23 protein-coding genes are annotated in these 22,585 nt (G+C 66.4%); 16 read left to right on the forward strand and 7 right to left on the reverse strand.

Annotated elements, in window-relative coordinates; all coding sequences use genetic code 11:
• Positions 1 to 142: 142 nt before the first annotated feature.
• The 10 genes from ccoN (at position 143) to hemN (ending at position 9,550) form a co-directional block, all read left to right on the forward strand.
• Positions 143 to 1,789 carry a cytochrome-c oxidase, cbb3-type subunit I gene (gene ccoN / locus GVL61_RS13720; protein ID WP_159980967.1) on the forward strand — a complete coding sequence of 549 codons (1,647 nt, stop codon included), beginning with the start codon at positions 143 to 145 and terminating at the stop codon, positions 1,787 to 1,789.
• A 13-nt stretch (positions 1,790 to 1,802) separates the two neighbouring features.
• Positions 1,803 to 2,552 (forward strand): cytochrome-c oxidase, cbb3-type subunit II, encoded by a 750-nt coding sequence (gene ccoO, locus GVL61_RS13725; RefSeq protein WP_159980969.1) that lies wholly within the window; start codon positions 1,803 to 1,805, stop codon positions 2,550 to 2,552.
• Positions 2,549 to 2,719, forward strand: coding sequence for a cbb3-type cytochrome c oxidase subunit 3 (locus GVL61_RS13730; RefSeq protein WP_159980971.1), 171 nt, complete (start codon positions 2,549 to 2,551; stop codon positions 2,717 to 2,719). The genes ccoO and GVL61_RS13730 overlap by 4 nt, the downstream gene beginning before the upstream one ends.
• Positions 2,712 to 3,644, forward strand: coding sequence for a cytochrome-c oxidase, cbb3-type subunit III (ccoP, locus tag GVL61_RS13735; RefSeq protein WP_159980973.1), 933 nt, complete (start codon positions 2,712 to 2,714; stop codon positions 3,642 to 3,644). Before GVL61_RS13730 ends, ccoP begins: the two co-directional genes overlap by 8 nt.
• An 89-nt stretch (positions 3,645 to 3,733) precedes the next feature.
• Entirely contained in the window at positions 3,734 to 5,164 is a 1,431-nt protein-coding gene (gene ccoG / locus GVL61_RS13740; protein ID WP_200844723.1) for a cytochrome c oxidase accessory protein CcoG, read from the forward strand.
• An 11-nt stretch (positions 5,165 to 5,175) separates the two neighbouring features.
• Positions 5,176 to 5,673 carry a FixH family protein gene (locus GVL61_RS13745; protein WP_159980977.1) on the forward strand — a complete coding sequence of 166 codons (498 nt, stop codon included), beginning with the start codon at positions 5,176 to 5,178 and terminating at the stop codon, positions 5,671 to 5,673.
• 11 nt (positions 5,674 to 5,684) lie between these two features.
• Positions 5,685 to 7,835 carry a heavy metal translocating P-type ATPase gene (locus tag GVL61_RS13750; RefSeq protein ID WP_159981248.1) on the forward strand — a complete coding sequence of 717 codons (2,151 nt, stop codon included), beginning with the start codon at positions 5,685 to 5,687 and terminating at the stop codon, positions 7,833 to 7,835.
• The gene (gene ccoS / locus GVL61_RS13755) at positions 7,832 to 7,981 is read left to right on the forward strand and encodes a cbb3-type cytochrome oxidase assembly protein CcoS (RefSeq protein ID WP_159980979.1); all 150 of its coding nucleotides are present in this window, start codon (positions 7,832 to 7,834) and stop codon (positions 7,979 to 7,981) included. The genes GVL61_RS13750 and ccoS overlap by 4 nt, the downstream gene beginning before the upstream one ends.
• A complete protein-coding gene (locus tag GVL61_RS13760) occupies positions 7,978 to 8,202 on the forward strand; it encodes a hypothetical protein (protein WP_159980981.1) in 225 nt (74 codons plus the stop codon). Before ccoS ends, GVL61_RS13760 begins: the two co-directional genes overlap by 4 nt.
• 31 nt (positions 8,203 to 8,233) lie before the next feature.
• Positions 8,234 to 9,550 carry an oxygen-independent coproporphyrinogen III oxidase gene (gene hemN, locus GVL61_RS13765; RefSeq protein ID WP_159981251.1) on the forward strand — a complete coding sequence of 439 codons (1,317 nt, stop codon included), beginning with the start codon at positions 8,234 to 8,236 and terminating at the stop codon, positions 9,548 to 9,550.
• 23 nt (positions 9,551 to 9,573) lie between these two features.
• Here the strand turns inward: hemN and GVL61_RS13770 are convergent, their stop codons facing one another.
• The 5 genes from GVL61_RS13770 to GVL61_RS13790 form a co-directional block, all read right to left on the reverse strand.
• Positions 9,574 to 9,786, reverse strand: coding sequence for a histidine kinase (locus GVL61_RS13770; RefSeq protein ID WP_200844715.1), 213 nt, complete (start codon positions 9,784 to 9,786; stop codon positions 9,574 to 9,576).
• A gap of 355 nt (positions 9,787 to 10,141) precedes the next feature.
• The gene (locus GVL61_RS13775) at positions 10,142 to 10,849 is read right to left on the reverse strand and encodes a M23 family metallopeptidase (protein ID WP_159980985.1); all 708 of its coding nucleotides are present in this window, start codon (positions 10,847 to 10,849) and stop codon (positions 10,142 to 10,144) included.
• A gap of 166 nt (positions 10,850 to 11,015) precedes the next feature.
• Positions 11,016 to 11,810 (reverse strand): ferritin-like domain-containing protein, encoded by a 795-nt coding sequence (locus GVL61_RS13780; protein WP_159980987.1) that lies wholly within the window; start codon positions 11,808 to 11,810, stop codon positions 11,016 to 11,018.
• Complete coding sequence (locus GVL61_RS13785; RefSeq protein WP_159980989.1) at positions 11,807 to 12,298, reverse strand: peroxiredoxin; 492 nt, start codon at positions 12,296 to 12,298, stop codon at positions 11,807 to 11,809. The genes GVL61_RS13780 and GVL61_RS13785 overlap by 4 nt, the downstream gene beginning before the upstream one ends.
• The gene (locus GVL61_RS13790) at positions 12,295 to 15,018 is read right to left on the reverse strand and encodes a bifunctional [glutamine synthetase] adenylyltransferase/[glutamine synthetase]-adenylyl-L-tyrosine phosphorylase (RefSeq protein WP_159980991.1); all 2,724 of its coding nucleotides are present in this window, start codon (positions 15,016 to 15,018) and stop codon (positions 12,295 to 12,297) included. The genes GVL61_RS13785 and GVL61_RS13790 overlap by 4 nt, the downstream gene beginning before the upstream one ends.
• 138 nt (positions 15,019 to 15,156) lie before the next feature.
• On the opposite strand from GVL61_RS13790, the gene GVL61_RS13795 reads away from it, so the two are divergent.
• The 6 genes from GVL61_RS13795 to GVL61_RS13815 all read left to right on the forward strand — a co-directional run bounded on the left by GVL61_RS13795 (position 15,157) and on the right by GVL61_RS13815 (position 19,640).
• Entirely contained in the window at positions 15,157 to 16,866 is a 1,710-nt protein-coding gene (locus GVL61_RS13795) for a M28 family metallopeptidase (RefSeq protein WP_159980993.1), read from the forward strand.
• Positions 16,854 to 17,849 (forward strand): agmatine deiminase family protein, encoded by a 996-nt coding sequence (locus GVL61_RS13800; RefSeq protein ID WP_159980995.1) that lies wholly within the window; start codon positions 16,854 to 16,856, stop codon positions 17,847 to 17,849. Before GVL61_RS13795 ends, GVL61_RS13800 begins: the two co-directional genes overlap by 13 nt.
• A gap of 84 nt (positions 17,850 to 17,933) precedes the next feature.
• On the forward strand, positions 17,934 to 18,059 hold the full coding sequence (locus GVL61_RS25265) for a hypothetical protein (protein ID WP_255456490.1): 126 nt from the start codon (positions 17,934 to 17,936) through the stop codon (positions 18,057 to 18,059).
• Positions 18,060 to 18,256: 197 nt separating this feature from the next.
• The gene (locus GVL61_RS13805; RefSeq protein ID WP_159980997.1) at positions 18,257 to 18,526 is read left to right on the forward strand and encodes a hypothetical protein; all 270 of its coding nucleotides are present in this window, start codon (positions 18,257 to 18,259) and stop codon (positions 18,524 to 18,526) included.
• Positions 18,523 to 19,410: a bestrophin family protein gene (locus GVL61_RS13810; protein ID WP_159980999.1), complete on the forward strand. Its 888-nt coding sequence runs from the start codon at positions 18,523 to 18,525 to the stop codon at positions 19,408 to 19,410. Before GVL61_RS13805 ends, GVL61_RS13810 begins: the two co-directional genes overlap by 4 nt.
• 35 nt (positions 19,411 to 19,445) lie before the next feature.
• Positions 19,446 to 19,640 carry a hypothetical protein gene (locus tag GVL61_RS13815; RefSeq protein ID WP_159981001.1) on the forward strand — a complete coding sequence of 65 codons (195 nt, stop codon included), beginning with the start codon at positions 19,446 to 19,448 and terminating at the stop codon, positions 19,638 to 19,640.
• Positions 19,641 to 19,808: 168 nt separating this feature from the next.
• On the opposite strand, the gene GVL61_RS13820 is transcribed toward GVL61_RS13815, so the two are convergent.
• Positions 19,809 to 20,483: a spermidine synthase gene (locus tag GVL61_RS13820; protein ID WP_159981002.1), complete on the reverse strand. Its 675-nt coding sequence runs from the start codon at positions 20,481 to 20,483 to the stop codon at positions 19,809 to 19,811.
• Positions 20,480 to 22,474: a threonine--tRNA ligase gene (thrS, locus tag GVL61_RS13825; protein ID WP_159981005.1), complete on the reverse strand. Its 1,995-nt coding sequence runs from the start codon at positions 22,472 to 22,474 to the stop codon at positions 20,480 to 20,482. The genes GVL61_RS13820 and thrS overlap by 4 nt, the downstream gene beginning before the upstream one ends.
• Between the last annotated feature and the right edge of the window lie 111 nt (positions 22,475 to 22,585).

Below are 22,585 nucleotides of genomic sequence, written 5' to 3' on the forward strand. Positions count from 1 at the left end.
GGCGTGCCCCGGATGAATTGATCGGGCGCAAAATCGTCGAAATTTCGCGCTCCTCCACCTTTTTGATTCCCGTCAATGCAGGCCGCCCGCCGCGCGCTCAAGGCGGCAGGTGATCAGCAATTCATCTCGAAAAGAGAACACTATGGTTTCGGTCCTTGCGCGGGCAGGCGTATGGCTTGTCGTGCTATTCCTGGCTGTCATGGCGTCCGCCCTCGCGGCGGATCAGGGTTTCGCCATCCACATGGCCATCGTCGCGTTTACCGCATTCATCGCGGTATGGTTCACCGTGCGCAGCGCGGACTACGACGCCATCGCGCGCGGGCTGCTTCGGATGCCCGACCAGGGGCGCTATGATGACGACCCGGTACGCTGGGGCATGATCGCCACGGTGTTCTGGGGCATGGCGGGCTTTGCCGCCGGGCTGTTCATCGCCGCGCAGCTGGCCTGGCCCTGGCTCAACCTCGAGCCTTACCTCAACTTCGGCCGGGTGAGGCCGCTGCACACCTCGGCGGTGATCTTCGCGTTCGGCGGCAATGCCCTGATCGCGACGAGCTACTACGTCGTCCAGCGCACCTGCCGCGCGCGGCTGGCCTTCCCCGCGCTCGCCCGGTTCGTGTTCTGGGGGTATCAGCTGTTCATCGTGCTGGCCGCCACCGGTTACCTGCTGGGCACCACCCAGGGCAAGGAATACGCCGAGCCGGAATGGTACGTCGACTGGTGGCTGACGATCGTCTGGGTCTGCTACCTGATCGTCTTCGTGGGCACGATCGTGAAGCGCAGTGAGCCGCATATCTACGTGGCCAACTGGTTCTACCTCGCCTTCATCGTGACCGTGGCGATGCTCCATATCGTCAACAACCTTGACGTGCCGGTCAGCCTGCTCGGCTCGAAAAGCTACCCGCTGTTCGGCGGCGTGCAGGGCGCGCTGGTGGAGTGGTGGTACGGCCACAACGCGGTGGGCTTCTTCCTGACCGCCGGCTTTCTGGCGATGATGTACTACTTCGTGCCCAAGCAGGCCGAGCGTCCGATCTATTCCTACCGCCTTTCGATCATCCACTTCTGGTCGCTGATCTTCCTCTACATCTGGGCCGGGCCGCACCACCTGCACTACACCGCGCTGCCCGACTGGGCGCAGACGCTGGGCATGGTGTTCTCGATCATGCTGTGGATGCCCAGCTGGGGCGGCATGATCAACGGGCTGATGACGCTGAACGGCGCCTGGGACAAAGTCCGCACCGACCCGATCATCCGCATGATGGTGATGGCGCTGGCCTTCTACGGCATGAGCACCTTCGAAGGCCCGATGATGGCCGTGAAGAGCGTCAACTCGCTGTCGCACTATACCGACTGGACCATCGGCCACGTCCATTCCGGCGCGCTGGGCTGGAACGGGATGATAACCTTCGGGGCGATCTACTACCTCGTGCCGCGTCTGTGGGGACGGACCCGGCTCTACTCCCTGCGCATGGTGAACTGGCACTTCTGGCTCGCGACGTTGGGGATCGTCTTCTACGCCGCCGCCATGTGGGTGTCGGGCATCACCCAGGGCCTGATGTGGCGCGAATACGGGGCCGACGGCTATCTGGTGAACTCCTTCGCCGACTCCGTCGCCGCAGTGCACCCGATGTTCATCCTGCGCGCCTTCGGCGGCCTTCTCTACCTGTCGGGCGCGGTCATCATGACGGTCAACGTCTGGGCCACGATCCTGGGCAAGCTGCGCAGCGAAGCCCCCATGCGCGATGCCGCCTACGACGCCGCGCGCGATCGCCCCATCGTCGCTCAGGCCTGAGAGAACCCAAGCCATGACCACCATCGTCGAACGCCACAAGACGCTTGAAAAGAGCGTCACCCTCCTCGGCCTCTGCGCTCTCGTCACGGTCGCCATCGGCGGCATCGTCGAGATCGCGCCGCTGTTCTGGATCGACAATACCATCGAGAAAGTGAAGGGCGTGCGCCCCTATACCCCGCTCGAACAGGCAGGCCGCGACATCTACGTGCGCGAGGGATGTTACACCTGCCACAGCCAGATGATCCGCCCTTTCCGCGACGAGGTGGAGCGTTACGGCCACTACAGCCTCGCGGCGGAATCGATGTTCGACCATCCGTTCCAGTGGGGCTCCAAGCGGACCGGGCCGGACCTTGCCCGCGTCGGCGGCCGCTATTCGGATAGCTGGCACGTCCAGCACCTGACGAACCCGCAGGGCGTGGTGCCCGAATCGGTGATGCCGAGGTACGGCTTCCTCGCGCAGAACGACCTCAGCGTGCCCGACGTGGCCGCCAATCTCACGGCGCTGCGCCGGGTGGGCGTGCCCTACACCGACCAGGACGTGAAGATGGCCATGGCCGATCTCAAGGCCCAGGCCGACCCCGAGCAAGACGCGGGCGACCTCGCCGCCCGCTACCCCAAGGCGCAGATCCGCGACTACGACGGCGACCCGAAACGCCTGACCGAGATGGATGCGCTGGTCGCGTACCTGCAGGTACTGGGCACCATGGTCGACGTAAACGGCGCCGCCGCTCAGGAGGAACTGGCCTCGGAGAAGGGCCGATGAGCGTGCACTCCACCTACGACGCGCTGCGGCATCTTGCCGATAGTTGGGGCCTGCTGGCGATGCTGGCGGTGTTTCTGGTGCTGATCGCCTGGCCCTTCCGCCCCGGTCACCGCGCCAAGAACGACGCCGCCGCGCGCCTGATCTTCAAGGACGACACAGATGTCTGAGAAACACCCCAAGGGGCGTCTCGACGAGGCCACCCAGACCGAGACTGTCGGCCACGAGTGGGACGGGATCGAGGAGCTGAACACGCCGCTGCCGCGCTGGTGGCTATGGACCTTCTACGCCTGCATCGCCTTCTCGCTGGTTTACTGCGTGGCCTATCCGGCCTGGCCGATGCTGACGCGGGCGACCGAAGGTACGCTCGGGTGGAGCAGCCGGGGCGATTTGGACAAGGACCTGAAAGCTACAGCCACGGCGCGCGCCCACACCGTGGCCGCGCTGGCCGACATGCCGATCGAGCAGCTTCCCGCCCATCCCGAACTGATGCGCGCGGCGGTGGCGGGCGGCGCGGCGGCCTTCCGCATCAACTGCGTCCAGTGCCACGGCGCGGGCGCGGCGGGATCGAAGGGCTTCCCCAACCTGAACGACGACGACTGGCTGTGGGGCGGTGATCTCAAGACCATCGAAACCACGCTGATCCACGGCATCCGCCAGCCCGGCGACGAGGCGACGCGCCAGTCGATCATGCCCAATTTCGGGGCCGACGGCCTGCTGACACCCGAACAGATCGCCGATGTCACCAGCTATGTCCTGACCCTTTCGGGTAAGGAGAAGCGCAGCGCCGCCAGCCAGCGCGGCACCCAGCTTTTCGCGGACAACTGCGCCGTCTGCCACGGCCCGGCTGGCAAGGGCAGCCGCCAGTTCGGTGCGCCGGACCTCACCGATGCGATCTGGCTGGACGGCGCCGCCCGCGAAGACGTGATCGCGCAGATCAATCGTCCGCACATGGGCGTCATGCCTGCTTGGGGCACGCGTCTGGACCCGGTCACGATCAAGATGCTGGCCGCCTACGTCCACTCGCTGGGCGGCGGCGAGAAGTTCGCGGCACTGCCTGATGGGCAAGCGCCCAAAGAAGCGGAGGCGCGCTGACGCCCCGCCCACCCTTTGGTCATCCCCGCCTACGCGGGAATGACGGGGCAGTGGGAATAGCGTCGAAGCGGACAAACACGATGAACAAGATGGTCAAGCCGCCGCGCGCTCCCTCGCTTTATGCAAAGCGCGAGCCGGTGTTCAACAAGCGCATCGACGGCAAGTTTCGCCGCATAAAGTGGGCGATCATGGCGCTGTGCCTTGCTGTCTATTGGGTTACTCCCTGGCTGCGCTGGGACCGCGGCCCCTATGCGCCGACTCAGGCGGTGCTGATCGACCTCGCCCACCGCCGCTTCTACATGTTCGGCATCGAGATCTGGCCGCACGAGTTCTACTTCGTCGCCGGCCTGCTCATCATGGCGGGCATCGGCCTTTTCCTCGTCACCAGCGCGGTGGGGCGGGCGTGGTGCGGCTATGCCTGCCCGCAGACCGTCTGGACCGACCTGTTCCAGCACGTCGATCGCCTTATCGACGGCGACCGCAACGCCCGGATGCGCCTGTACAAAGCGCCGTGGGGCACGGCCAAGATCGCACGGCGCCTCGCCAAGTGGTCGATCTACCTGGCGATCAGCTTCGCCACCGGCGGCGCATGGATATTCTACTTCGCCGATGCGCCCACGCTCCAGCACCAGTTCTGGACCGGCAGCGCGGACCCGGTCGCCTACGGCACCGTAGCCGTGCTCACCGCGACGACCTTTATCCTCGGCGGCTTCATGCGCGAACAGGTGTGCATCTACATGTGCCCCTGGCCGCGTATCCAGACCGCGATGCTCGACGAAAAGAGCCTGATCGTCACCTACAAGGACTGGCGCGGCGAGGCGCGGGGCAGCCTCAAGAAGGCGAAGGCCAACCCCGGCCAGTTCGGCGACTGCATCGACTGCAACCAATGCGTCGCCGTCTGCCCCACCGGCATCGACATCCGCGAAGGCCCGCAGGTCGGCTGCATCACCTGCGCGCTGTGCATCGACGCCTGCGACCGGGTAATGGACGAGATCGGGCGCCCGCGCGGCCTGATCGACTACGCGACGCTGGAGGACTCGGAAGCCGAGAAGGCGGGCCAGCCCCCGACCCGCCACCTCAAGCTGATCTGGCGCCCGCGCACGCTATTATATCTGGCGGCGTGGTCGGCCATCGGCTTCACGCTGCTGTTCCTGCTGGGCACCCGCGTCCACACCGGGCTGACCGTCTCCAAGGACCGCAACCCGCCGTATATCCTGATGAAGGGCGGGGCCGTGCGCAATGCCTACACCTTGCGCCTGCGCAACATGCAGGGCCGCCCGCGAGACATGGAAATCGCGCTGCAGGGCCTGCCCGGCGCGGTGATGTGGACCGAGGACACCGCGCGCGATTCCGCCGCGCGGCGCATCGTCCGCACCGTAGCCCCCGACGCCACGCAGGGCCTGCGCGTCTACGTCACCGCGCCAGCGGGCAGCGCGGCGCATGACTTCGCCTTCCACCTCCAGGCCATCGGCGAGGCCGGCGAGGCAGACACCGCCAACACCACGTTCGACACCCCCTGAGGACCAAGGCGATGAAGATGCAAGCCCCCCGCAAGCCTTTTACTGGCCGCCACATGACCGCGATCCTTGTCGCCGGTTTCGGGGTGGTCGTCGCCGTCAACTTCACGATGGCGGGACTGGCGAGTTCGACCTTCGGCGGTGTGGTCGTCGAGAACTCCTACGTCGCCAGCCAGCACTTCAACCGCTGGCTGGACGAGGCCGAGAAGGAAAAGGCCCTCGGCTGGCGGATAGAGGCGCGCTGGCGCAGCGACGGCCGCGTGACCGCCCGGATCGACGAACCGGTAGCGGTGGCAGGCACATCGCTCGCGGCGGCGAAAGTCACCGCCACCGCGCGCCATCCCCTCGGCAGGCTCGCCGATGTGCCGCTCACCTTCCGGCGGGATGAAAGCGGCGAATGGGTCAGCACCGGACAGCTTCCCGCCGGACGCTGGACGCTTCGCTTCGATGTCGAGGCGGGAGGGCGCAACTGGCGCACCGAACGACCGATCAGCGCGGGAGCGGCATCGTGAACGTAGCCGCCATGTCCCTCTCGGTGCCGCTTGGGTCGCCTTTGCAGGAACCCCTGATCGACAGCCGTTTCACCGTCCCGGGGATCCGCTGTGCCGGGTGCATCGGCAAGATCGAGCGCGGCCTTGCCGCCGTTCCGGGTATCGCCTCGGCCCGCGTGAACTTCTCGGCAAAGCGCGTCGCCGTCAGCCATGCCCGGACCCTGGATGCGGACGAAATACTCGAAGAACTTCGCAAACTCGGCTTCGAGGCCGAACGCGCCGCCGACAAACCGCTCGCCCCAGACGATGCGGAGACAAAGCGTCTGATGCGCGCGCTCGCCGTGGCCGGCTTCGGTATGATGAACATCATGCTGTTCTCGGTATCGGTATGGTCCGGCGCGGACCTTGTGACGCGTGAGATGTTCCACTGGCTCAGCGCCCTGATCGCGATTCCGGTCATCGCCTACTCGGGCCGCCCGTTCTTCGCCTCGGCGTTGATGGCGCTGCGCTACAGGCGCACGAACATGGACGTGCCGATCTCCATCGGTGTCCTGCTAGCCACCGGCATGAGCCTCTACGAGACGGTTACAGGTGGTGAACACGCCTATTTCGACGGCGCGGTGATGCTTCTGTTCTTCCTCCTCGCCGGCCGCGCTCTGGACGCGATGATGCGCGGCCGTGCCCGCTCGGGCATTGCTGCGCTGCTGGGGCGCATGGGCCGGGGCGCGCAAGTCGTGCAGGACGGCGGCGCCGCCCGCTATGTCGAGGCCGAGCGGCTGGCCCCCGGCATGGTCATGCTGGTGGCCGCCGGCGAGGCCTTGGCGGCGGACGGCGAGATCGTCGAAGGCCGCACCAGCATCGACGCTTCGATGCTCACCGGCGAAAGCGAGGCGCGCCCGGCCCAATCCGGCGACATCGTTCATGCCGGCATGATAAACCTCGGAAATCCGGTGCGCGTGCGCATCACGGCGGCGGCGCAGGACACCGCCATCGCCGACATAGCGCGGCTGATGGATGAGGCCGGGCAGTCCCGCTCGCGCTATGTGCGCGTCGCCGACCGGGCCGCGCGGCTCTATGCTCCGGCGGTCCACACGCTGGCGTTCCTGAGCTTCTGCGGCTGGATGCTGGCTGGAGCCGGGGTGTACCATGCGCTGACGATTGCGACGGCGGTGCTCATCATCACCTGCCCCTGCGCGCTGGGGCTGGCGGTGCCGGCGGCGCAAGTCGTGGCGGCGGGCGCGCTGATGAAGCGCGGGCTGCTGATCAAGGACGGCTCGGCGCTGGAACGCCTTGCCGAAGCCGATGAAGTGCTGCTCGACAAGACCGGCACCCTGACGCTGGGAGAGCCGCGCCCGGCCAACCTCAAGGCGCTCGGCCCCCGCTGGCGCGCCATCGCGCTGGGGCTGGCGCAGGCAAGTCGCCATCCGCTGAGCCGTGGCCTTGCCCGCGCCCTGCGCGAAGACGGCACCGAACCCGCCTCGATCGAGGGTATCTCGGAAACCGCCGGAACCGGCATGAGCGGCAGGATCGATGGTGTGGACGTGGCCCTGCTGCGGCCCGAGGCGGAGACGGCGGGCCTGGCGGTGGACCTGCTCGTCGGCGGCTTTCGCACCCGGATCGCCTTCGCCGACCCTCTGCGCCCCGACGTGCGCGAGACGCTGGCCGCGCTGAACGCGCAGGGCCTGCGCGCCGCCATAGCCTCGGGCGACCGGGTAGAGGCGGTGGGCGTGGTCGCCCGCGACCTCGGCCTGTTCGCTGCCGCCGGCATGACTCCGGCCGACAAGCTGGCACTGCTCGAACGCCGTGCGGCGATGGGCCGCAAGGTGCTGATGGTCGGCGATGGGCTGAACGACGGCCCGGCGCTGGCCGGTGCCCACGTTTCCATCGCGCCGGGCGGGGCGAGCGACGTTTCGCAGCAGGCCGCCGACGCGGTCTTCGTAGGCGCGGCGCTGATGCCGGTGGCGCTGGCGGTCCGCGTCGGACGCGCGACCATGCGGGTGGTGCGCCAGAACTTCGCGGTGGCGGTGGTATACAACGTGCTGGCGGTGCCGCTGGCGATTGCGGGCTTCGTGACGCCGCTGGTCGCGGCGCTGGCGATGTCGGGTAGTTCGCTTCTGGTCGTCGGCAATTCGCTGCGGCTGGCGCGCGCCGCTGAAGCGTGCGGCGGAAAGGGCGCGGTATGACGATCCTGGGTTTCCTGATCCCGCTGGCGCTGGCCATGGGGCTGGCGGGCCTGTACTTCTTCTTCTGGGCTTCGCGGACCGGCCAGTTCGAAGACCTCGACGGCGCCGCCAACCGCATCCTTATCGACGAGGACGGCGAGGGGTGAGACGCATTTTAGCCTTGTTCGGCGCGCTCGCACTGCTGCCGGCGATGGTCGGCCCGCTGGAGGCGGAGGCGCGCAGCCTGGCCTTACCGCTGTGCGGAGGTACGGCGCTGGCCATCCCCATGCCCGCCCGCGATGCTCCTCCGGGGCCGCCGCGGGGGCCGTGCTGCGCCAAGGGTTGTTATACGGACGGCAAGCGCAAACGGCTTGATCGATCGCAATGACCGGGACACCGTTCCGCGCGAAACCGGCCTCATGACCTGGACCTATCACCCCGAACTGCTGGCGATCCCCGTCCCGCGCTACACTAGCTACCCGACTGCGGCCGAGTTCGGCGGCTCCGTCGGAACCCCGCAGCTGGAGGCCGCATTGGCCGGTGCAAGCGACGAAGTCTCGCTCTACGTCCACATCCCGTTCTGCGAGAAAATCTGCTGGTACTGCGGCTGTAATACCAGCGCCGCAGGCCGCAGGGACAGAGTTGCCAGCTATCTGGACGCTCTCCACCGCGAGATCGTGCTTACGGCCGAACGCCTGCCGGACGGAGCCCGGGTGACGCGCATCGCCTTCGGAGGGGGCAGTCCCAATGGCATTTCGCCGGTCGATTTCGTGCGGCTGGTGGATGCGCTGACCTTGCAGTTCGAGGTATCCAGCCCGGTGATTTCCGTCGAACTGGACCCGCGCACCCTTGGCCCCGAATGGGCGGATGTGATCGGCACCGTCGGCATTGAGCGGGCCAGCCTGGGCGTCCAGACCTTTGCGCCAGGCCTGCAGGCTGCGATAGGCCGCATCCAGCCCACACGCATGATCGAGGAGGCGACGGCCACGCTGCGCAGGGCAGGGGTGAATTCGCTGAACTTCGACCTGATGTACGGCTTGCCGGGGCAGACGATGGCGCACCTGAGCGAGTCGCTGGAACGCACCGTCGCGCTCGGAGCCGACCGCATCGCCCTGTTTGGCTATGCCCATGTGCCGCACCTCATCACCCGCCAGCGCAAGATCGACGCCAGCGATTTGCCGGGGGCCGCCGCGCGGTTCGGCATGGCTGCTTTCGGGTATAAATTCCTGCTGGACGAGGGCTACGTCCCGGTCGGCTTCGATCACTTCGCCCGGCCCGGCGACCCACTGGCGCAGGCGACCCTGACCGGGCACCTCAAGCGCAATTTTCAGGGCTTCACCGACGATCAGGCACCGGTGCTGCTGGGCCTTGGTGCCTCGGCGATCGGCAGTTTTCCAGACTTGCTTGTCCAGAACGAGAAGAACACCGGACGCTATCGCATGATGCTTTCGCAGGAGCGCCTCACCGCCAATCGCGGTATCGTGCGCAGCGCCGAGGACCGCAGGCGAGCTGCGGTGATAGAGGGGCTGCTGTGCCGGGGCCGGGCGCGGATCGAGCCGGATCTGCGCGCCGAGGCATGGCCGCTGCTCGGCCCCTATCTCGGTGCAGGCCTGTGCGAGGCGGACGGCGACGATCTGGTGATTCTGCCGGGAGGGCTGCCCTACGCCCGTTCCATCGCGGCGCATTTTGATCCTTATCGCAAGGACTCGCTGCGCCGTTTCAGCTCGGCCGTCTGACTGGCATCGGTTACCGCGGCGGCCTAGGTCTGCGTATCGAATTCTACCCCGAACAGGTTGTCTTCGCGCCAGCGCACCAGGCCCCACAGCTCACGTCCGTCCTCCAGCCTCGCGCGCACCACTTCGTTGAGTGCGGGTGGATCGCCCAGTGCGGCCGCGCTCAGCCCGCGCGAGGATATGTCGCGTACGATCACGGGGATTTCCGCCCCGCGCGAATTCGTGAGCGCGAAGCGCATGCAGCGCCGCCGACGGCGTTCGCGCAAGTTGGGCGTGGGTCGGAAACGCAGCTTGTCCATTCCGAACGAGGACGGCGGATGCGGCCGTAAATTTAAGGTGATGAAGCAGATTTTCCCAGGAGTTGGGTGGGTTTGATCGCGATCAATGCCGGTACGCGCTGCAAATGCGAAGAACCTTTCTGCCGGTCCCGCACCCGCATTCCGTCGCCTGGCGGACCCCAGGGTGCGATCCGCTTCTCCCCGACTTCGGGCGGCCCACCCTCGTGACGGGCCGCCCCTTTTTTCGGCGGATTGCGGACAAAGAAAAGGCGGCCTTGCGAGCCGCCTCTTCCCCCTCTCAACCGGGTGGGGCGGATCAGCCGCCCTTGGCATCGCCATCGTTGGCGGCGATGCCGGTCTGCATGTAAGCCAGCGGGTTAACGGCTTCACCGGAAACGCGCACTTCGTAATGGAGGTGTGGGCCGGTCGAATTGCCGGTGCTGCCGACGAAGCCGATCACGTCGCCCTTGTGGACGCGCTGGCCTTCGGCAACGTTGAGGCGCGACATGTGACCGTAGCGGGTCTGCATGTCACCGCCGTGCTCAAGCGAGATGTAAAGGCCGTAGCCGCTGAACCACGAAGCACGGCTGACGGTGCCGTCAGCGGTTGCGTAGATCGGCGTGCCGGTCGGCGCGGCGAGATCGACGCCCTTGTGGGCGCGGCGACCGCCGAGAATGGGGTGTTCGCGCATGCCGAAAGTGCTGGTCATACGCTCTTGCGCGAGGGGGTTGCGCGAAGGAATGGCGACCGAGGCGAAGCTGCCGGCGACGGCGGGCTTGGGCTTGGCGGCGGCGAGGCCGGTTTCCTCGAAATTCTGCCACGAACTGAAGAGCTGGCGGAACTGTTCGTCCTCACCGCCCGTTACAGACTGGTTGGCGGCCTGTGCGGCGCGCAGCGGAGCAGAGATATCGGCAGCTGCGGCGCTGCTGTTGGCCATGGCGGGATGTGCGGCCATGGTGAGACCCGCGGCGACGAAGAGACCAGTCACTGCGCGGAACTTGGCGAAGAATTTCGTTACGACCACTCGCAATACCTTGCTTTCCGCCGCTACCCGCCCAGCAACCTGTGGAGCGCGACGCTGAATTTTGAGCGCGGCCAACTTCAAGCGTGAAGTCGCCGTGCCTTAGGTTTTGGAGATCGTCGGAACCCCCCGCCGTCTCGTGAGCATGACTTATGCCGTTAGCTTTCGCTCAGGCAAGCCCTGTATACAGATCGCGCGACAAACCGGCAGCGAGGCGCGCCGAGTCGTTGAACGGCGGTTTCAGGTTGCCGCGAAAGTAACGAAAAACCAAGGATTTCCACCGCTCTGAGGGGTCTTCGCCCAACCGTTCGGCAAGGTCGGTGAAATGAATTGAGCCGAATCGAACATGGCGAATTTCATCGTCAAGGATTCGCTCCAGGATGCGCGCGCCGCGCTCGTCACCGGCCGTACGCACCCGTTCCAGCATGGCCGGAGTGACGTCGAGGCCGCGCGCTTCCAGCACCATCGGCACCACCGCAAGACGGGCTGCGACGTCGTTTCGGGTGTCATGGGCGTAAGTCCACAACCCGTCATGAGCAGGCAGGGCGCCGTAATGGCTGCCCAATGTATGCAGATGACGTTCCAGCAGGGCGAAATGCATCGCTTCGTCCGCTGCAACGCTGAGGAAATCGCCGACGAAGGCGGGCCCCATTTCGGCGCCGAAACGCCCCGCCATGTCGAGCGCAAGGTCGATCGCCACGAACTCGATGTGGGCGAGGGCGTGCCACAAGGCGATGCGCCCGCGCTCGGACCCGGCCTTGCCACGCTTGGGCATCTTGCCGGGCAGCAGCAGTTCGGGCCTGTCCGGGCGGCCGGGCGTTTCGGGCATCACGGCGTCAAAGGCGAAGGCCAGCCTGTTCAGCCGCCAGTCGCGCGCGACTTTTCGCGCGGCCATCGCCTTGGCCCGGGGATCGCGCTGGCACAGCGCGGCCCGGATCGCGGCGGCAACGGTGGGCTGCTTCACAGGGCTTTCGCGGCCTCCAGCACCTTGGCGGCGTGGTCCTTGACCTTCACTTTGTCCCAGACCTGAGCGATCTTGCCGTCCGGCCCGATCAGGTAAGTGGTGCGGACCATGCCCATGTAAGTACGGCCGTAGTTCTGCTTTTCGGTCCAGATGCCGAGCGCGTCGGACAGGCCGTTTTCCTCGGCATCGCTGGCGAGCGGGGCGGTGAGGTCGTGCTTGGCGATGAAGTTCTGGTGCTTCTTTGCCGAATCCTTGCTGACGCCCAGCAGCGCGGTGCCGGCGGCTTCGAATTCGGCCTTGAGGGCGGAGAATTCGATGTTTTCGGTGGTGCAGCCCGGCGTGCTGTCCTTGGGGTAGAAGAACATCACCAGTTTGCGCCCGGCGAAGTCAGACGCCTTCACACTGCCGCCTTCGGGTGTTTCCATGGCGATGTCGGGGAAAGCGTCGCCGACGTGCGGGCGGCCCTGAGAGCTGGTGGCGGTTGTCATGCGTCTGTCTCCAATGTTTCGCCGAAGGCCTCGTGCCATGCGGCCGCGATGTGGCGGCGGGCAAGGCCGAGGCCCTGTTCGAGCGCTTCCCAGTCGCCATAGCCACATGCGCGCACCAGCGCCATGCAGGCGGCAGGGCCGGGCACCAGCGCGTCGGGGGCAAGCAGGCGGCCGGCGACGAGCAGGCGGGTCAGCGCGTCGTGCGCGTCCACCAGCGTGGCGGGCAGCAGCCCGGCGGCGGCCAGCGCGCGGACTGCTTCGCCAAGGTCGGGATCGAGGCCGGGACCGCGTTCGCGCAACTGGATGAAGTGGATGATGAATTCGAGGTCGACCAGCCCCCCGCGCGCCAGCTTGACGTCGAGCGGGCCCTTGGCGGGTTTGTGCTTTGCCATCTTGGCGCGCATTTCGAGCACGTCGGCGCGCAGCTTCTCGTCATCCCGCGGGGCGGTGAGGACATCGCGCACGATCGCCGCGAGCGGTGCGCGGCCCTCCGTCGATCCGTAGAGCGGGCGGGCACGGCACAGCGCCATGTGTTCCCAAGTCCAGGCCTGTTCGCGCTGGTAGCGTTCGAAGCTGTCGAGACTGGCGGCGGGAGGGCCTTGTTCGCCCGACGGACGCAGGCGGGTATCGACCTCGAACAGGGCGCCCTGCGCGGTTGCCACCGAAAGCGCCGAGATCGCCCGCTGCGACAGGCGGTTGTAGTAATGCGTGGCCCCCAGCGGGCGGCGGCCGTCCGATTCCGCCTGATAATCGCCGCTGAACAGGTAGATCAGGTCAAGGTCGGAGGCATGGGTAAGCACCCCGCCGCCCATCCGGCCCAGCCCCAGCACGAGCAGCTCGCTTGCCGGTACTGCGCCGTGGGCGCTGCGGAATTCGTCGAGTGTGGCATCGGTCAGCACTACCAGTGCGGCTTCGGCAATGCGCGCAAGGGCGTGGCCGATGGCTATCGGGTCATTGGCGCCTTCGATCAGCTGAACGCCTAGCTTGAAGCGCATTTCGCCCACCTTGCGGCGCACCGCGTCGAGTTTGCGTTCGTAATCGTCGCCCGATTCGAAGCGGGTCAGCTGCGCGGTCAGGTCCTCCACCGTGCCCGGCAGGTCGAAGGCGCTGGCGTCGATCAGCGGGTCGAGCAGGTCGGCCCGGCGCGCCAGTGCATCGGCCAGCGGCGGGGCCAGGCCGAGGATGCGGGCCAGCAGTTCGATCAGGGCCGGGCGCGCTACCAGCAGGTTGAACAGGTTGATGGCGCTTGGCAGGTTGCCCAGCAGCTGTTCCCAGCGAGCCAGCGCGCGCTCCGGCTCGGGCGCGGCGGCGAAGGCGGCGAGGAGGTCGGGGCGGATCGTCTCGAAGGCGGAGCGTGCGGCTTCCGAACGCAGCGCCCTGACCCTGCCGCCCAGCCAGCCGCGAATCCGCTCTGCCAGCGCGGCGGGTTCGGCAAAGCCCAGCGCCTCCAGCTCCTCCACCAGCGAAGACTGGTCGGGCATGGCCACGGCCACGCTGCCCTGCGGCGTATTGGCCATGATCAGCGCATCGTAGCGCGTCCCGACGGCCTCGGTGATCTCGGTCAGTTCGTCGAGCAGGGCCTGTCCGCTGGGCAGCCCGTCGAGCCGGGCCACCGCCTCGATCGCCTCTGCCGTTTTGGGCAGGCTGTGGGTCTGCTGGTCCTGCATCATCTGCAGGCGGTGTTCGACGTTGCGCAGACGGTCGTAGCTTTCGCCCAGCAGGCGGGCTTCTTCGGCAGGGACCAGCCCGGCTTCGGCCAGCGCATCCAGCGTGGCGCGGGTGCCGCGCAGGCGCAGCGCCGGGTTGCGGCCGCCGTGTATCAGCTGGTGGGTCTGGGCGTAGAACTCCACCTCGCGGATGCCGCCGCGCCCTTTCTTGAGGTCGAATCCGGGGCCGACAACCGCAGAGCCGCGTGTACTGGCGCGGATCTGCGCGGTCAGACGGCCGATCTCGGCGATGGCCCCGAAATCGAGACTGCGGCGCCAGACGAAGGGGCGAATCGCGGTGAGGAAGCCTTCGCCCGCCGCGATGTCTCCGGCGCAGGCGCGGGCGCGGATGAAGGCTGCGCGCTCCCACGTCAGGGCGGAGGATTCGTAATGGGTCAGCGCGGCGTCGACCGAGATCGCCAGCGGGCTGACTTCGGAGGCCGGACGCAGCCGCAGGTCAACGCGGAAGACATAGCCTTCGTGGTCCATGCGCGAGAGGGTTTCGACCACGGTGCGCGCCACGCGCTGCGCCGCCTCGCCCGGTTCGTCGCGCTCTCGGCGGGGGAGCAGCAGGGGATCGAACAGCAGGATCGGGTCGATGTCGGAACTGTAGTTGAGTTCGCCCGCGCCGTGCTTGCCAAGGGCCAGGGCAATGAAGCCGGTGGGCGCCTGTGCCGGGTCGAAGTCCGGTGCGCGGCGGCGGATGCCCTCGATGATGGCGGCGTCCAGAGCGCGGTCGGCGAAGGCGGAGAGGGCGCCGGTCACCTCCAGCAGCGGGAAGGCGCCGGCAAGATCGCCGATGGCGAGCGCGAGGGAGAGCGCCTGCTTCTCGCGCCGTAGCGCCGCCGAAGTATCGGGCGCGCCTTCGCCTGCCGCCTTTGCCAGGGCGAGCGCTCCGGCGCCATCGCCGGCGGCGAGGATCTCGGTGAGCCCCGGCAGGCGGTTCAGCGCACCGGCAAGGTAGGGGGCGTGGGCGCGGGCGCGGGCGATGGCGCTTGTCCAGTCGGCATTCATGGCCACATCCCTGCCCGCTGGGCCGGTGACGGGCAAGGGGGCGTCAGACGAGGGGGATGTCTATGTGGGCTCCGGCCTTGTGCCGTCTGGCCCGCTCTGGCACCTGTGCCGTGCGTTCCAGCGTAAGGTGTCCCCCCGATGAAACATCTCCTGTCTCTCACCGCAGCCGTTGTGCTCGGTATCTGCACTGCTGCCTCGGCGAGGGATGATACCCTGCCCAAGGGCACCGCGCTGCCGCCGCCGCAGGACGCGGGCGCTCAGCCCGACGTGTCGGTGCCGCTGATGCAGGAGATCACCAGGCGTCTCGCCGCCGACGATTTCGAGGGTCGCGCGCCCAGCACCGATGTCGAGCCGAAAGTGCTCGATTACATTGTCGAGCAGTTCCAGAAGGCAGGCCTTCAACCGGGCAACAAGGGGCAGTGGCTGCAGCCGGTGCCCACGGTGGAGATCACCGCCAGCGGCTACACCCCGCTCACCGTGTCCGGCGCGGGCAAGGCGCTTTCGTTCAGGTTCGGCAACGAATACGTAGCAGCCAGCTACCGGGTGACGCCCACGACGCAGGTGAAGGACAGCGAACTGGTCTTCGTCGGTTACGGCATCAACGCGCCGGAACTGGGCTGGAACGACTATGCCGGCGTCGACATGAAGGGGAAAACCGCTGTCATCCTCGTCAACGATCCCGACTATGCGATGGAAAGCGAGCAGGGCCTCTTCAAGGGGCGCCGCATGACCTATTACGGCCGCTGGACCTACAAGTTCGAGGAAGCCGCACGCCAGGGCGCCACCGCCGCGCTGATCGTGCATGACACATTCCCGGCCGCCTATGGCTGGAATGTCGTTAACTCCAGCTGGACCGGCGCGCAGTATTCCGTGCAGAAGCCCAATGACGGCATGGACCAGACCGCCGCCAACGGCTGGGTGCAGAAGTCCGTGGCCGAGGCGATCCTGAAAGCTGCCGGTAAGGATTTGACCGCGCTGACCGCCGCCGCGCAGAAGAAGGGCTTCAAGGCCGTGCCCCTTGGCCTCAAGGCCAGCTTCGGGTTCGATAACGCGATCCGCCGCGCGACCTCCAACAATGTCGTCGGCGTGCTGCCGGGCAAGACCCGCCCCGACGAAGTGGTGCTCTATTCCGCGCACTGGGACCATCTTGGCCACTGCACAGCAGACAAGACCGGCGACGACATCTGCAACGGCGCGGTCGACAATGCGACCGGCGTGGCCGCGATGACCGCGCTGGCCAAGATGAACGTCGAGGCGGGACCCGCCGCCCGCAGTCAGGTTTTCGTGGCGCTGACGCTGGAGGAATCAGGGCTGCTCGGCTCGGAATACTACGGTGCCAACCCGATCTATCCGCTCGATCACACGGTGGGCGGCGTCAACATGGACGCGCTGCTGCCGACCGGCCCGGCGAAGTCCTATACCATGGTTGGCGGTGACAAGTCGCAGCTTGGCGACCTGCTGCAAAAGGCGCTGACCGCGCGTGGTCTCACCGTCGCTGCGGAAAGCCACCCGGAGCAGGGCGGTTACTACCGTTCGGACCACTTCAGCCTCGCCAAGCGCGGCGTGCCGATGTTCAACATCGAGCGCAGCACCGATCTCGTCACCGGCGGCACCGCTGCCGGAGAGAAGGCCGCGCAGGACTATACCGATAATCGCTATCATGCCCCGTCCGACGAATATTCGGACGATTGGGACTGGAGCGGTATCGCCCAGGACGTCGCCCTTTATTACGATCTGGGGCGCGAGCTTGCCGACAGCGCCCTATGGCCGAACTGGCGCAAGACCGACGAATTCCGCGCGATCCGCGACAAGGATTGCGCTGCCGCTACCAAAGGATGCCACCCGTGACTTTCGCACTACCCCCTGAATGGCACCCGCAGGACTGGATCTGGATCGGCTTTCCGCATGCGGCCGAAGAATGGCCGGGCTTCCTCGAAGCCGCGCAGGAGCAGATGGCCGCTTTCGCCAGCGCCGTCGCCGAAAGCGGGCAGGAAGTGCGCCTTGTCGTGCGCGACGAAACGAACCGCGCGCGGGCGATGGAACTCGTCTCGTCCAAAGTGAAGCTGGAGACGCGGCGCTACGGCGACGTTTGGCTGCGCGATACCGGGCCGCTGGTGGTCATGGACCAGCACGGTGCCCGCAAGGCGATGCGCTTCGGCTTCAACGGCTGGGGCGGCAAGTACCTGATGGACGGCGATCAGGAGATCGGCGAGGAACTGGCGCGCGATGCCGGGCTTGAAGTCGAGACGGCGGACTGGATCCTCGAGGGCGGCGCGCTCGACGGGGACGGCACCGGGCTGGTCGCCACGACCGGGCAGTGCCTGCTGAACACCAACCGCAACCCGCACCTCACGCAGGCCGACCTTGAGATGCGGCTGGAACGCGATCTCGGTTACGACCGGGTGCTGTGGCTGGGCGACGGCCTCATCAACGACCACACCGACGGCCATGTCGACAACCTCGCGCGCTTCGTTTCGCCCAATGTGCTGGCGCTGCCACGCGCAACCGGCAAGGACGATCCAAACGCGGCGATCTACGCCGATGCCAAGGCGCGGGCCGAGGCGATGGGCGTGGCCGTGGCCGAAGTCCCCTCGCCGGGCCGGGTGGAGAGTGACGGCGGGCGGATCGAGCCGGCAAGCTACATGAATTTCGCGATCACCTCGAAGCTGGTCGTGGTGCCGATCTATGGCACCGTGCATGACGAGGAAGGCATCGCCGCCATCGCGGCACTGTTCCCCGACCGCGACACGGTGGGCGTGATGGCCGATGCGGTGCTGGCGGGTGGCGGCTCGTTCCACTGCTCCAGCCAGCAGATGCCCTCGCCGGTCTGAATTAAGGCGCGATACGGGGCGCGATACGAGACTGGCGCGCGATCTTAACGCTTTGGCAACCACTGCCGGAGCATGGTCGCCGGCATGGCTCGTATCGTCGCTCTCGCACAGGCACCGCTGCACATCCCGACTGCCGGGATGCTGCGTCCGCTGGTGGTGGGCGGCTGCGCACTCGCGCTGATTCTTGCGCGCACCTCGCTGCCGTTCTGATCGCCGGGCCGTTCATCGGGCAGCAATATTATTCCGTATTTTCAATGTGAAAAGGTGCGCCTTGGCTGCATCTTGTCTCCAATGTTGCACTGCACACCTTAATATTGCACTGCAGCAAACATTCGTCGCAAAGTGCTGATGCAATCGAAACCCGGTTTCCCCAACTTGGGGCTGACACTTGGTTTTGGAGATCGACCATGCGCAACATGACCGATGCTGACCGTACCCGCCTTCGCGAATCGCTCGTGGGCAACTTCCTGCTGCTCCTGTTCGGATGCGGTGTTCTGGCCTTTCTTGTGGCAGCCGACCGGGTGAACTGGTTCTCGATTCGTCCGGCAACCGGAACTTCGATAGCCATGGCCCGTTCGACCGAAGCAGCCGACAAGTCCGCGAAAAAGAATCCCTCCACTGAAAAGCGCATCACCGTGGCGCAGCAGCCCCTACCGGAGACCCCGCTTCACCAATGATCGTCAGCACAATTCCAAGTCCTGCCCGGATGGTCCGGGAAATATGGAAGCCGCTCGCTGTCCTGTTCATCTGGGACGTGATGGTCACTGTCACTTATTATGTCCTGCCGTTCGAGGCTCCCGAACTGCCGGTAACGCTGTTCGGCACAGTGCTGGGACTGTTTCTCGGTTTCCGCAGCAATTCCGCCTACCAGCGCTGGTGGGAAGGCCGGGGCCTGTGGGGTTCGATGATCAACGCCAGCCGCAACATCGCGCGCTCGGTCCGCAACTTCATGCCGGACCCGGAGGCATCGGACTACAAGCGCCGGATCGTCCTGCGCCAGATCGCCTACGTCAACGCTCTGCGCTGCCAGCTGCGCCGCCTGCCGCCCGACGAGGAAGTGCTCCGCTTGCTTCCCCAGCATGAGGCGGATCTTGCGCTCAACCGTACCAACGTGGCCAACGGCATCCTCGACGGCACCGGCCGCCGCATCGACGAAGCACGGCGCAACGGCTGGATCGACACCATCCAGCAGGCGCAGATGGAAGCCGTGCTGGTCGATATCGCCAATGCCCAGGGCGGGATGGAGCGGCTCAAGAACACGCCGCTGCCGTTCCAGTACCGCTTCCTTCCCATGCTGTTCACGCACCTGTTCTGCGTGCTGCTGCCGATCGGCCTGGTCGAGACGCTGCAGTTCGCAACGCCGCTCGGCTCGACGATAGCGGGCGTGATGTTCCTTGCCGTGCTGACCATCGGCGACGACCTCGTCGACCCCTTCGCCAACGACGTGCATGACCTGCCGCTCAACACGATGTGCCGCACGATCGAAATCGACCTCCTGCAGAGCATCGGCGAAGAAGCTCCGCAGCCGCTAGGACCGGACAAGCACGGGGTGCTGTGGTAGGGCAGGGCGAATTCGCCAACGGAAAGCACAAACCCATGCGCCTCTCCAAAGATCGCCAGACGACCAGCGCCGTGATCCGTATCGGCAAAGTCTTTAGTATGGAGGCGCGCACGGACTTCAGCCCGGTGGGGCTTGTCGCGGCAGGTCTGCTGGTTTCGGGGATACTGCTGAGTAGTGCCGTGATCGTGGCGGCTGGGCGCCGGCGTTTCATGGGTAGGATCGAAGGGTAGGAAGCAGGGGAGCATCGCCCCCCCCTGCATCCCCATTAATGTCGAGGTTGCGGGGCGACGCCTAGGCGCGCCCACTACATATAGCCTCCGGCGGGTGCGCGCAAAACGCCGCTGCACGCACCGCGACGACGATAAAGGGGTCTGGGGCGATGGCCCCAGGACTTCCCCCTACTCGCTCTTGGTAGAAAACCAGATCGTGTGCTTGGCACCCTTGCCGTTGCTGCGCGCGTGAACCTTCACTTCGTCCACAGCCAGCCCGGCCTTCTCAAGCCTGCGCTTGAACACCGGGTCCGCCCCGGCAGACCAGATCGCCAGCACGCCATCCGGCGTCAGCGCGCGCTTGGCATTACGCAGGCCGACCTTCGAATAGATGACGTTGTTGTCTTCGCGCACCAGCCCGTCGGGTCCGTTGTCGACGTCGAGCAGGATGGCGTCATAGTCTCCGTGGCCCTCGGCGATGACGTGGGCGACATCGCCCATCACCAGCCTGACGCGGGGATCTTCAAGGTGGCCTTCCGTCAGGTGCGCCATCGGGCCTCGTGCCCATGCGATGATTTCCGGCACCAGTTCGACCACGGTGACGAGGGCGTTTTCCGGCAGCACCCGAAGCGCGGCGCGCAGGGTGAAGCCCATGCCGTAGCCGCCGATCAGGACGTGCGGGCGTTTGGCGTTCTTGATCCGATCGTAGGCCATCGTCGCCAGAGCTTCTTCGGACCCCCACTTGCGGGTGCTCATCAGCTCGTTGTGGCCGATCACGACCATGAAGTCCTTGTCGTGGCGGAAGAGTTCCATCTTCTCGCCGTCGGGAATCCATGCGGTGTCGAGGAGTTCGCGCTGGATCATGCGACCAGATCCGGTGCGGTCGCTTCGGTCTTCAGCAGGGCGATCGCCTCGTCCAGCGTCATGACCTTCTGATGCTCGGCGCCCAGTGTGCGCAGGGCGACGGTGCCTTCCTCGGCCTCGCGCTTGCCGACGACGAGGAGATGCGGGATCTTCTTCAGCGAGTGCTCACGCACCTTGTAGTTGATCTTCTCGTTGCGCACGTCCGTCTCGACGCGGATGCCCGCTGCCTTCAGCTTCGCGGAAACCTCGGCCGCATAGTCGTCGGCGTCGGACACGATCGTGGCGACCACGGCCTGCACCGGGGCGAGCCAGACCGGCAGCTTGCCGGCGAAATGCTCGATCAGGATGCCGATGAAGCGCTCGTACGATCCGAAGATCGCGCGGTGCAGCATGACCGGGCGGTGGCGGGCGCCGTCCTCGCCGATGTAATGTGCGTCGAGGCGCTCGGGCAGCATGCGGTCGGACTGGATCGTGCCGACCTGCCAGGTGCGGCCGATTGCGTCGGTCAGGTGCCATTCCAGCTTGGGGGCGTAGAACGCGCCTTCGCCGGGGAGTTCCTCCCAACCGTATTCGGGCGTGGCGAGGCCCGCACGCTCCACGGCGTCGCGCAATTCGGCCTCGGCCTTGTCCCACTGTTCGTCGCTGCCGATGCGGTTGTCGGGGCGCAGCGCCAGCTTGATCGAATAGGTGAAGCCGAAATCGCGGTAGACCTTGTCGGCCATCTCGCAGAACGCCTGTACTTCGCCGACGATCTGGTCTTCGCGGCAGAAGATGTGGCCGTCATCCTGCGTGAACTGGCGTACGCGCATCAGGCCGTGGAGCGCACCGTGCGGTTCGTTGCGGTGGCAGCAGCCGTTCTCGACGATGCGCAGCGGCAGGTCGCGGTAGGACTTGATGCCCTGCTTGAAGATCAGCACGTGGGCCGGGCAGTTCATCGGCTTCAGCGCCATCCACTCGGCATCTTCCGAGATGATCGGGCCGTCGTCCTCGGTGTTGGGCACTTCGTCGGGGATGACGAACATATTCTCACGGTACTTGCCCCAGTGGCCAGACTGTTCCCACTGCCGCGCGTCCATGACCTGCGGGGTTTTCACTTCCTTGCAGTCGGCCTGGCTGATGGCGCGGCGCATGTAGTCCTCGAGCGCGCGATAGATCACGTAGCCCTTGGGGTGCCAGAAGACCGAACCATGCGCTTCGTGCTGGAGGTGGAACAGGTCCATCTCGCCCCCCAGCTTGCGGTGGTCGCGCTTGGCGGCTTCTTCGAGGCGCGTCAGGTGCGCGGAAAGCTGCTTCTTGTTCAGCCAGCCGGTGCCGTAGATGCGGCTGAGCATCGCGTTCTTCTGGTCGCCGCGCCAGTAGGCGCCCGACACGCGCGTCAGCTTGAAGGCGGCCGGGTCCAGCTTGCCGGTGGAGGGCAGGTGCGGGCCGCGGCACATATCCAGCCAGTCGTCGCCCGACCAGTAGACGGTCAGCGGCTCGTCGCCGGGGAGTTCGGCGGCCCATTCGGCCTTGAAGTTTTCGCCCTGCTGCTTCCAGCGGCTGATCAGCTGCTCACGGTCCCACACTTCGCGGCGCAGTGGCTTGTCGGCGGCGATGATCCTGCGCATCTCGGCCTCGATCGCGGGTAGATCGTCATCCGTGAAAGGGCGATCCTTCGGCGCGAAGTCGTAGTAAAAGCCATCGTCGGTCGACGGACCGAAAGTGATCTGCGTGCCGGGGAACAGCGCCTGCACCGCTTCGGCGAGGATGTGCGCGAAATCGTGCCGGGCCAGGTTGAGCGCTTCGGCTTCGTCGCGGCTGGTGACGAGGGCGAGGCTGGCGTCGCCCGTGAAGGGACGGGTCAGGTCGACCAGCTCGCCGTCGATCTTCGCGGCAAGCGCGGCTTTGGCGAGCCCCGGGCCGATGGCGGCGGCGACGTCGGCGGGGGTGGACCCCTCGGGCATCTCGCGGACCGAACCGTCGGGCAGGCTGATCTTGAACATCTGGGACATGAAAGCTCGTCTCTCGTTTGCCCAATGCCGAACTGGAGCATCTGGGCGGTCTTTGCGCGCCATGGCACAGGCACACGCGGGGGTGAAGCGGCGGCGCCTGTTAAATAGCTT

It is taken from the genome of Novosphingobium sp. 18050 (assembly GCF_902706195.1).
Lineage (GTDB): Bacteria > Pseudomonadota > Alphaproteobacteria > Sphingomonadales > Sphingomonadaceae > Novosphingobium.

What these genes read in the sequence shown, in the direction of transcription:
- GVL61_RS13820 (WP_159981002.1), bottom strand. Translation starts at nt 20,483, where the DNA reads ATGATCCAGCGCGAACTCCTCGACACCGCATGGATTCCCGACGGCGAG.
- GVL61_RS13790 (WP_159980991.1), bottom strand. Translation starts at nt 15,018, where the DNA reads ATGAATGCCGACTGGACAAGCGCCATCGCCCGCGCCCGCGCCCACGCC.
- ccoG (WP_200844723.1), top strand. Translation starts at nt 3,734, where the DNA reads ATGGTCAAGCCGCCGCGCGCTCCCTCGCTTTATGCAAAGCGCGAGCCG.
- GVL61_RS13815 (WP_159981001.1), top strand. Translation starts at nt 19,446, where the DNA reads ATGCGCCTCTCCAAAGATCGCCAGACGACCAGCGCCGTGATCCGTATC.
- GVL61_RS13770 (WP_200844715.1), bottom strand. Translation starts at nt 9,786, where the DNA reads ATGCGCTTCGCGCTCACGAATTCGCGCGGGGCGGAAATCCCCGTGATC.
- ccoS (WP_159980979.1), top strand. Translation starts at nt 7,832, where the DNA reads ATGACGATCCTGGGTTTCCTGATCCCGCTGGCGCTGGCCATGGGGCTG.
- GVL61_RS13785 (WP_159980989.1), bottom strand. Translation starts at nt 12,298, where the DNA reads ATGACAACCGCCACCAGCTCTCAGGGCCGCCCGCACGTCGGCGACGCT.
- GVL61_RS13805 (WP_159980997.1), top strand. Translation starts at nt 18,257, where the DNA reads ATGCGCAACATGACCGATGCTGACCGTACCCGCCTTCGCGAATCGCTC.
- GVL61_RS13810 (WP_159980999.1), top strand. Translation starts at nt 18,523, where the DNA reads ATGATCGTCAGCACAATTCCAAGTCCTGCCCGGATGGTCCGGGAAATA.
- thrS (WP_159981005.1), bottom strand. Translation starts at nt 22,474, where the DNA reads ATGTCCCAGATGTTCAAGATCAGCCTGCCCGACGGTTCGGTCCGCGAG.
- GVL61_RS13795 (WP_159980993.1), top strand. Translation starts at nt 15,157, where the DNA reads ATGAAACATCTCCTGTCTCTCACCGCAGCCGTTGTGCTCGGTATCTGC.
- GVL61_RS13745 (WP_159980977.1), top strand. Translation starts at nt 5,176, where the DNA reads ATGAAGATGCAAGCCCCCCGCAAGCCTTTTACTGGCCGCCACATGACC.
- GVL61_RS13800 (WP_159980995.1), top strand. Translation starts at nt 16,854, where the DNA reads ATGCCACCCGTGACTTTCGCACTACCCCCTGAATGGCACCCGCAGGAC.
- hemN (WP_159981251.1), top strand. Translation starts at nt 8,234, where the DNA reads ATGACCTGGACCTATCACCCCGAACTGCTGGCGATCCCCGTCCCGCGC.
- GVL61_RS25265 (WP_255456490.1), top strand. Translation starts at nt 17,934, where the DNA reads ATGGCTCGTATCGTCGCTCTCGCACAGGCACCGCTGCACATCCCGACT.
- ccoN (WP_159980967.1), top strand. Translation starts at nt 143, where the DNA reads ATGGTTTCGGTCCTTGCGCGGGCAGGCGTATGGCTTGTCGTGCTATTC.
- ccoO (WP_159980969.1), top strand. Translation starts at nt 1,803, where the DNA reads ATGACCACCATCGTCGAACGCCACAAGACGCTTGAAAAGAGCGTCACC.
- ccoP (WP_159980973.1), top strand. Translation starts at nt 2,712, where the DNA reads ATGTCTGAGAAACACCCCAAGGGGCGTCTCGACGAGGCCACCCAGACC.
- GVL61_RS13730 (WP_159980971.1), top strand. Translation starts at nt 2,549, where the DNA reads ATGAGCGTGCACTCCACCTACGACGCGCTGCGGCATCTTGCCGATAGT.
- GVL61_RS13750 (WP_159981248.1), top strand. Translation starts at nt 5,685, where the DNA reads ATGTCCCTCTCGGTGCCGCTTGGGTCGCCTTTGCAGGAACCCCTGATC.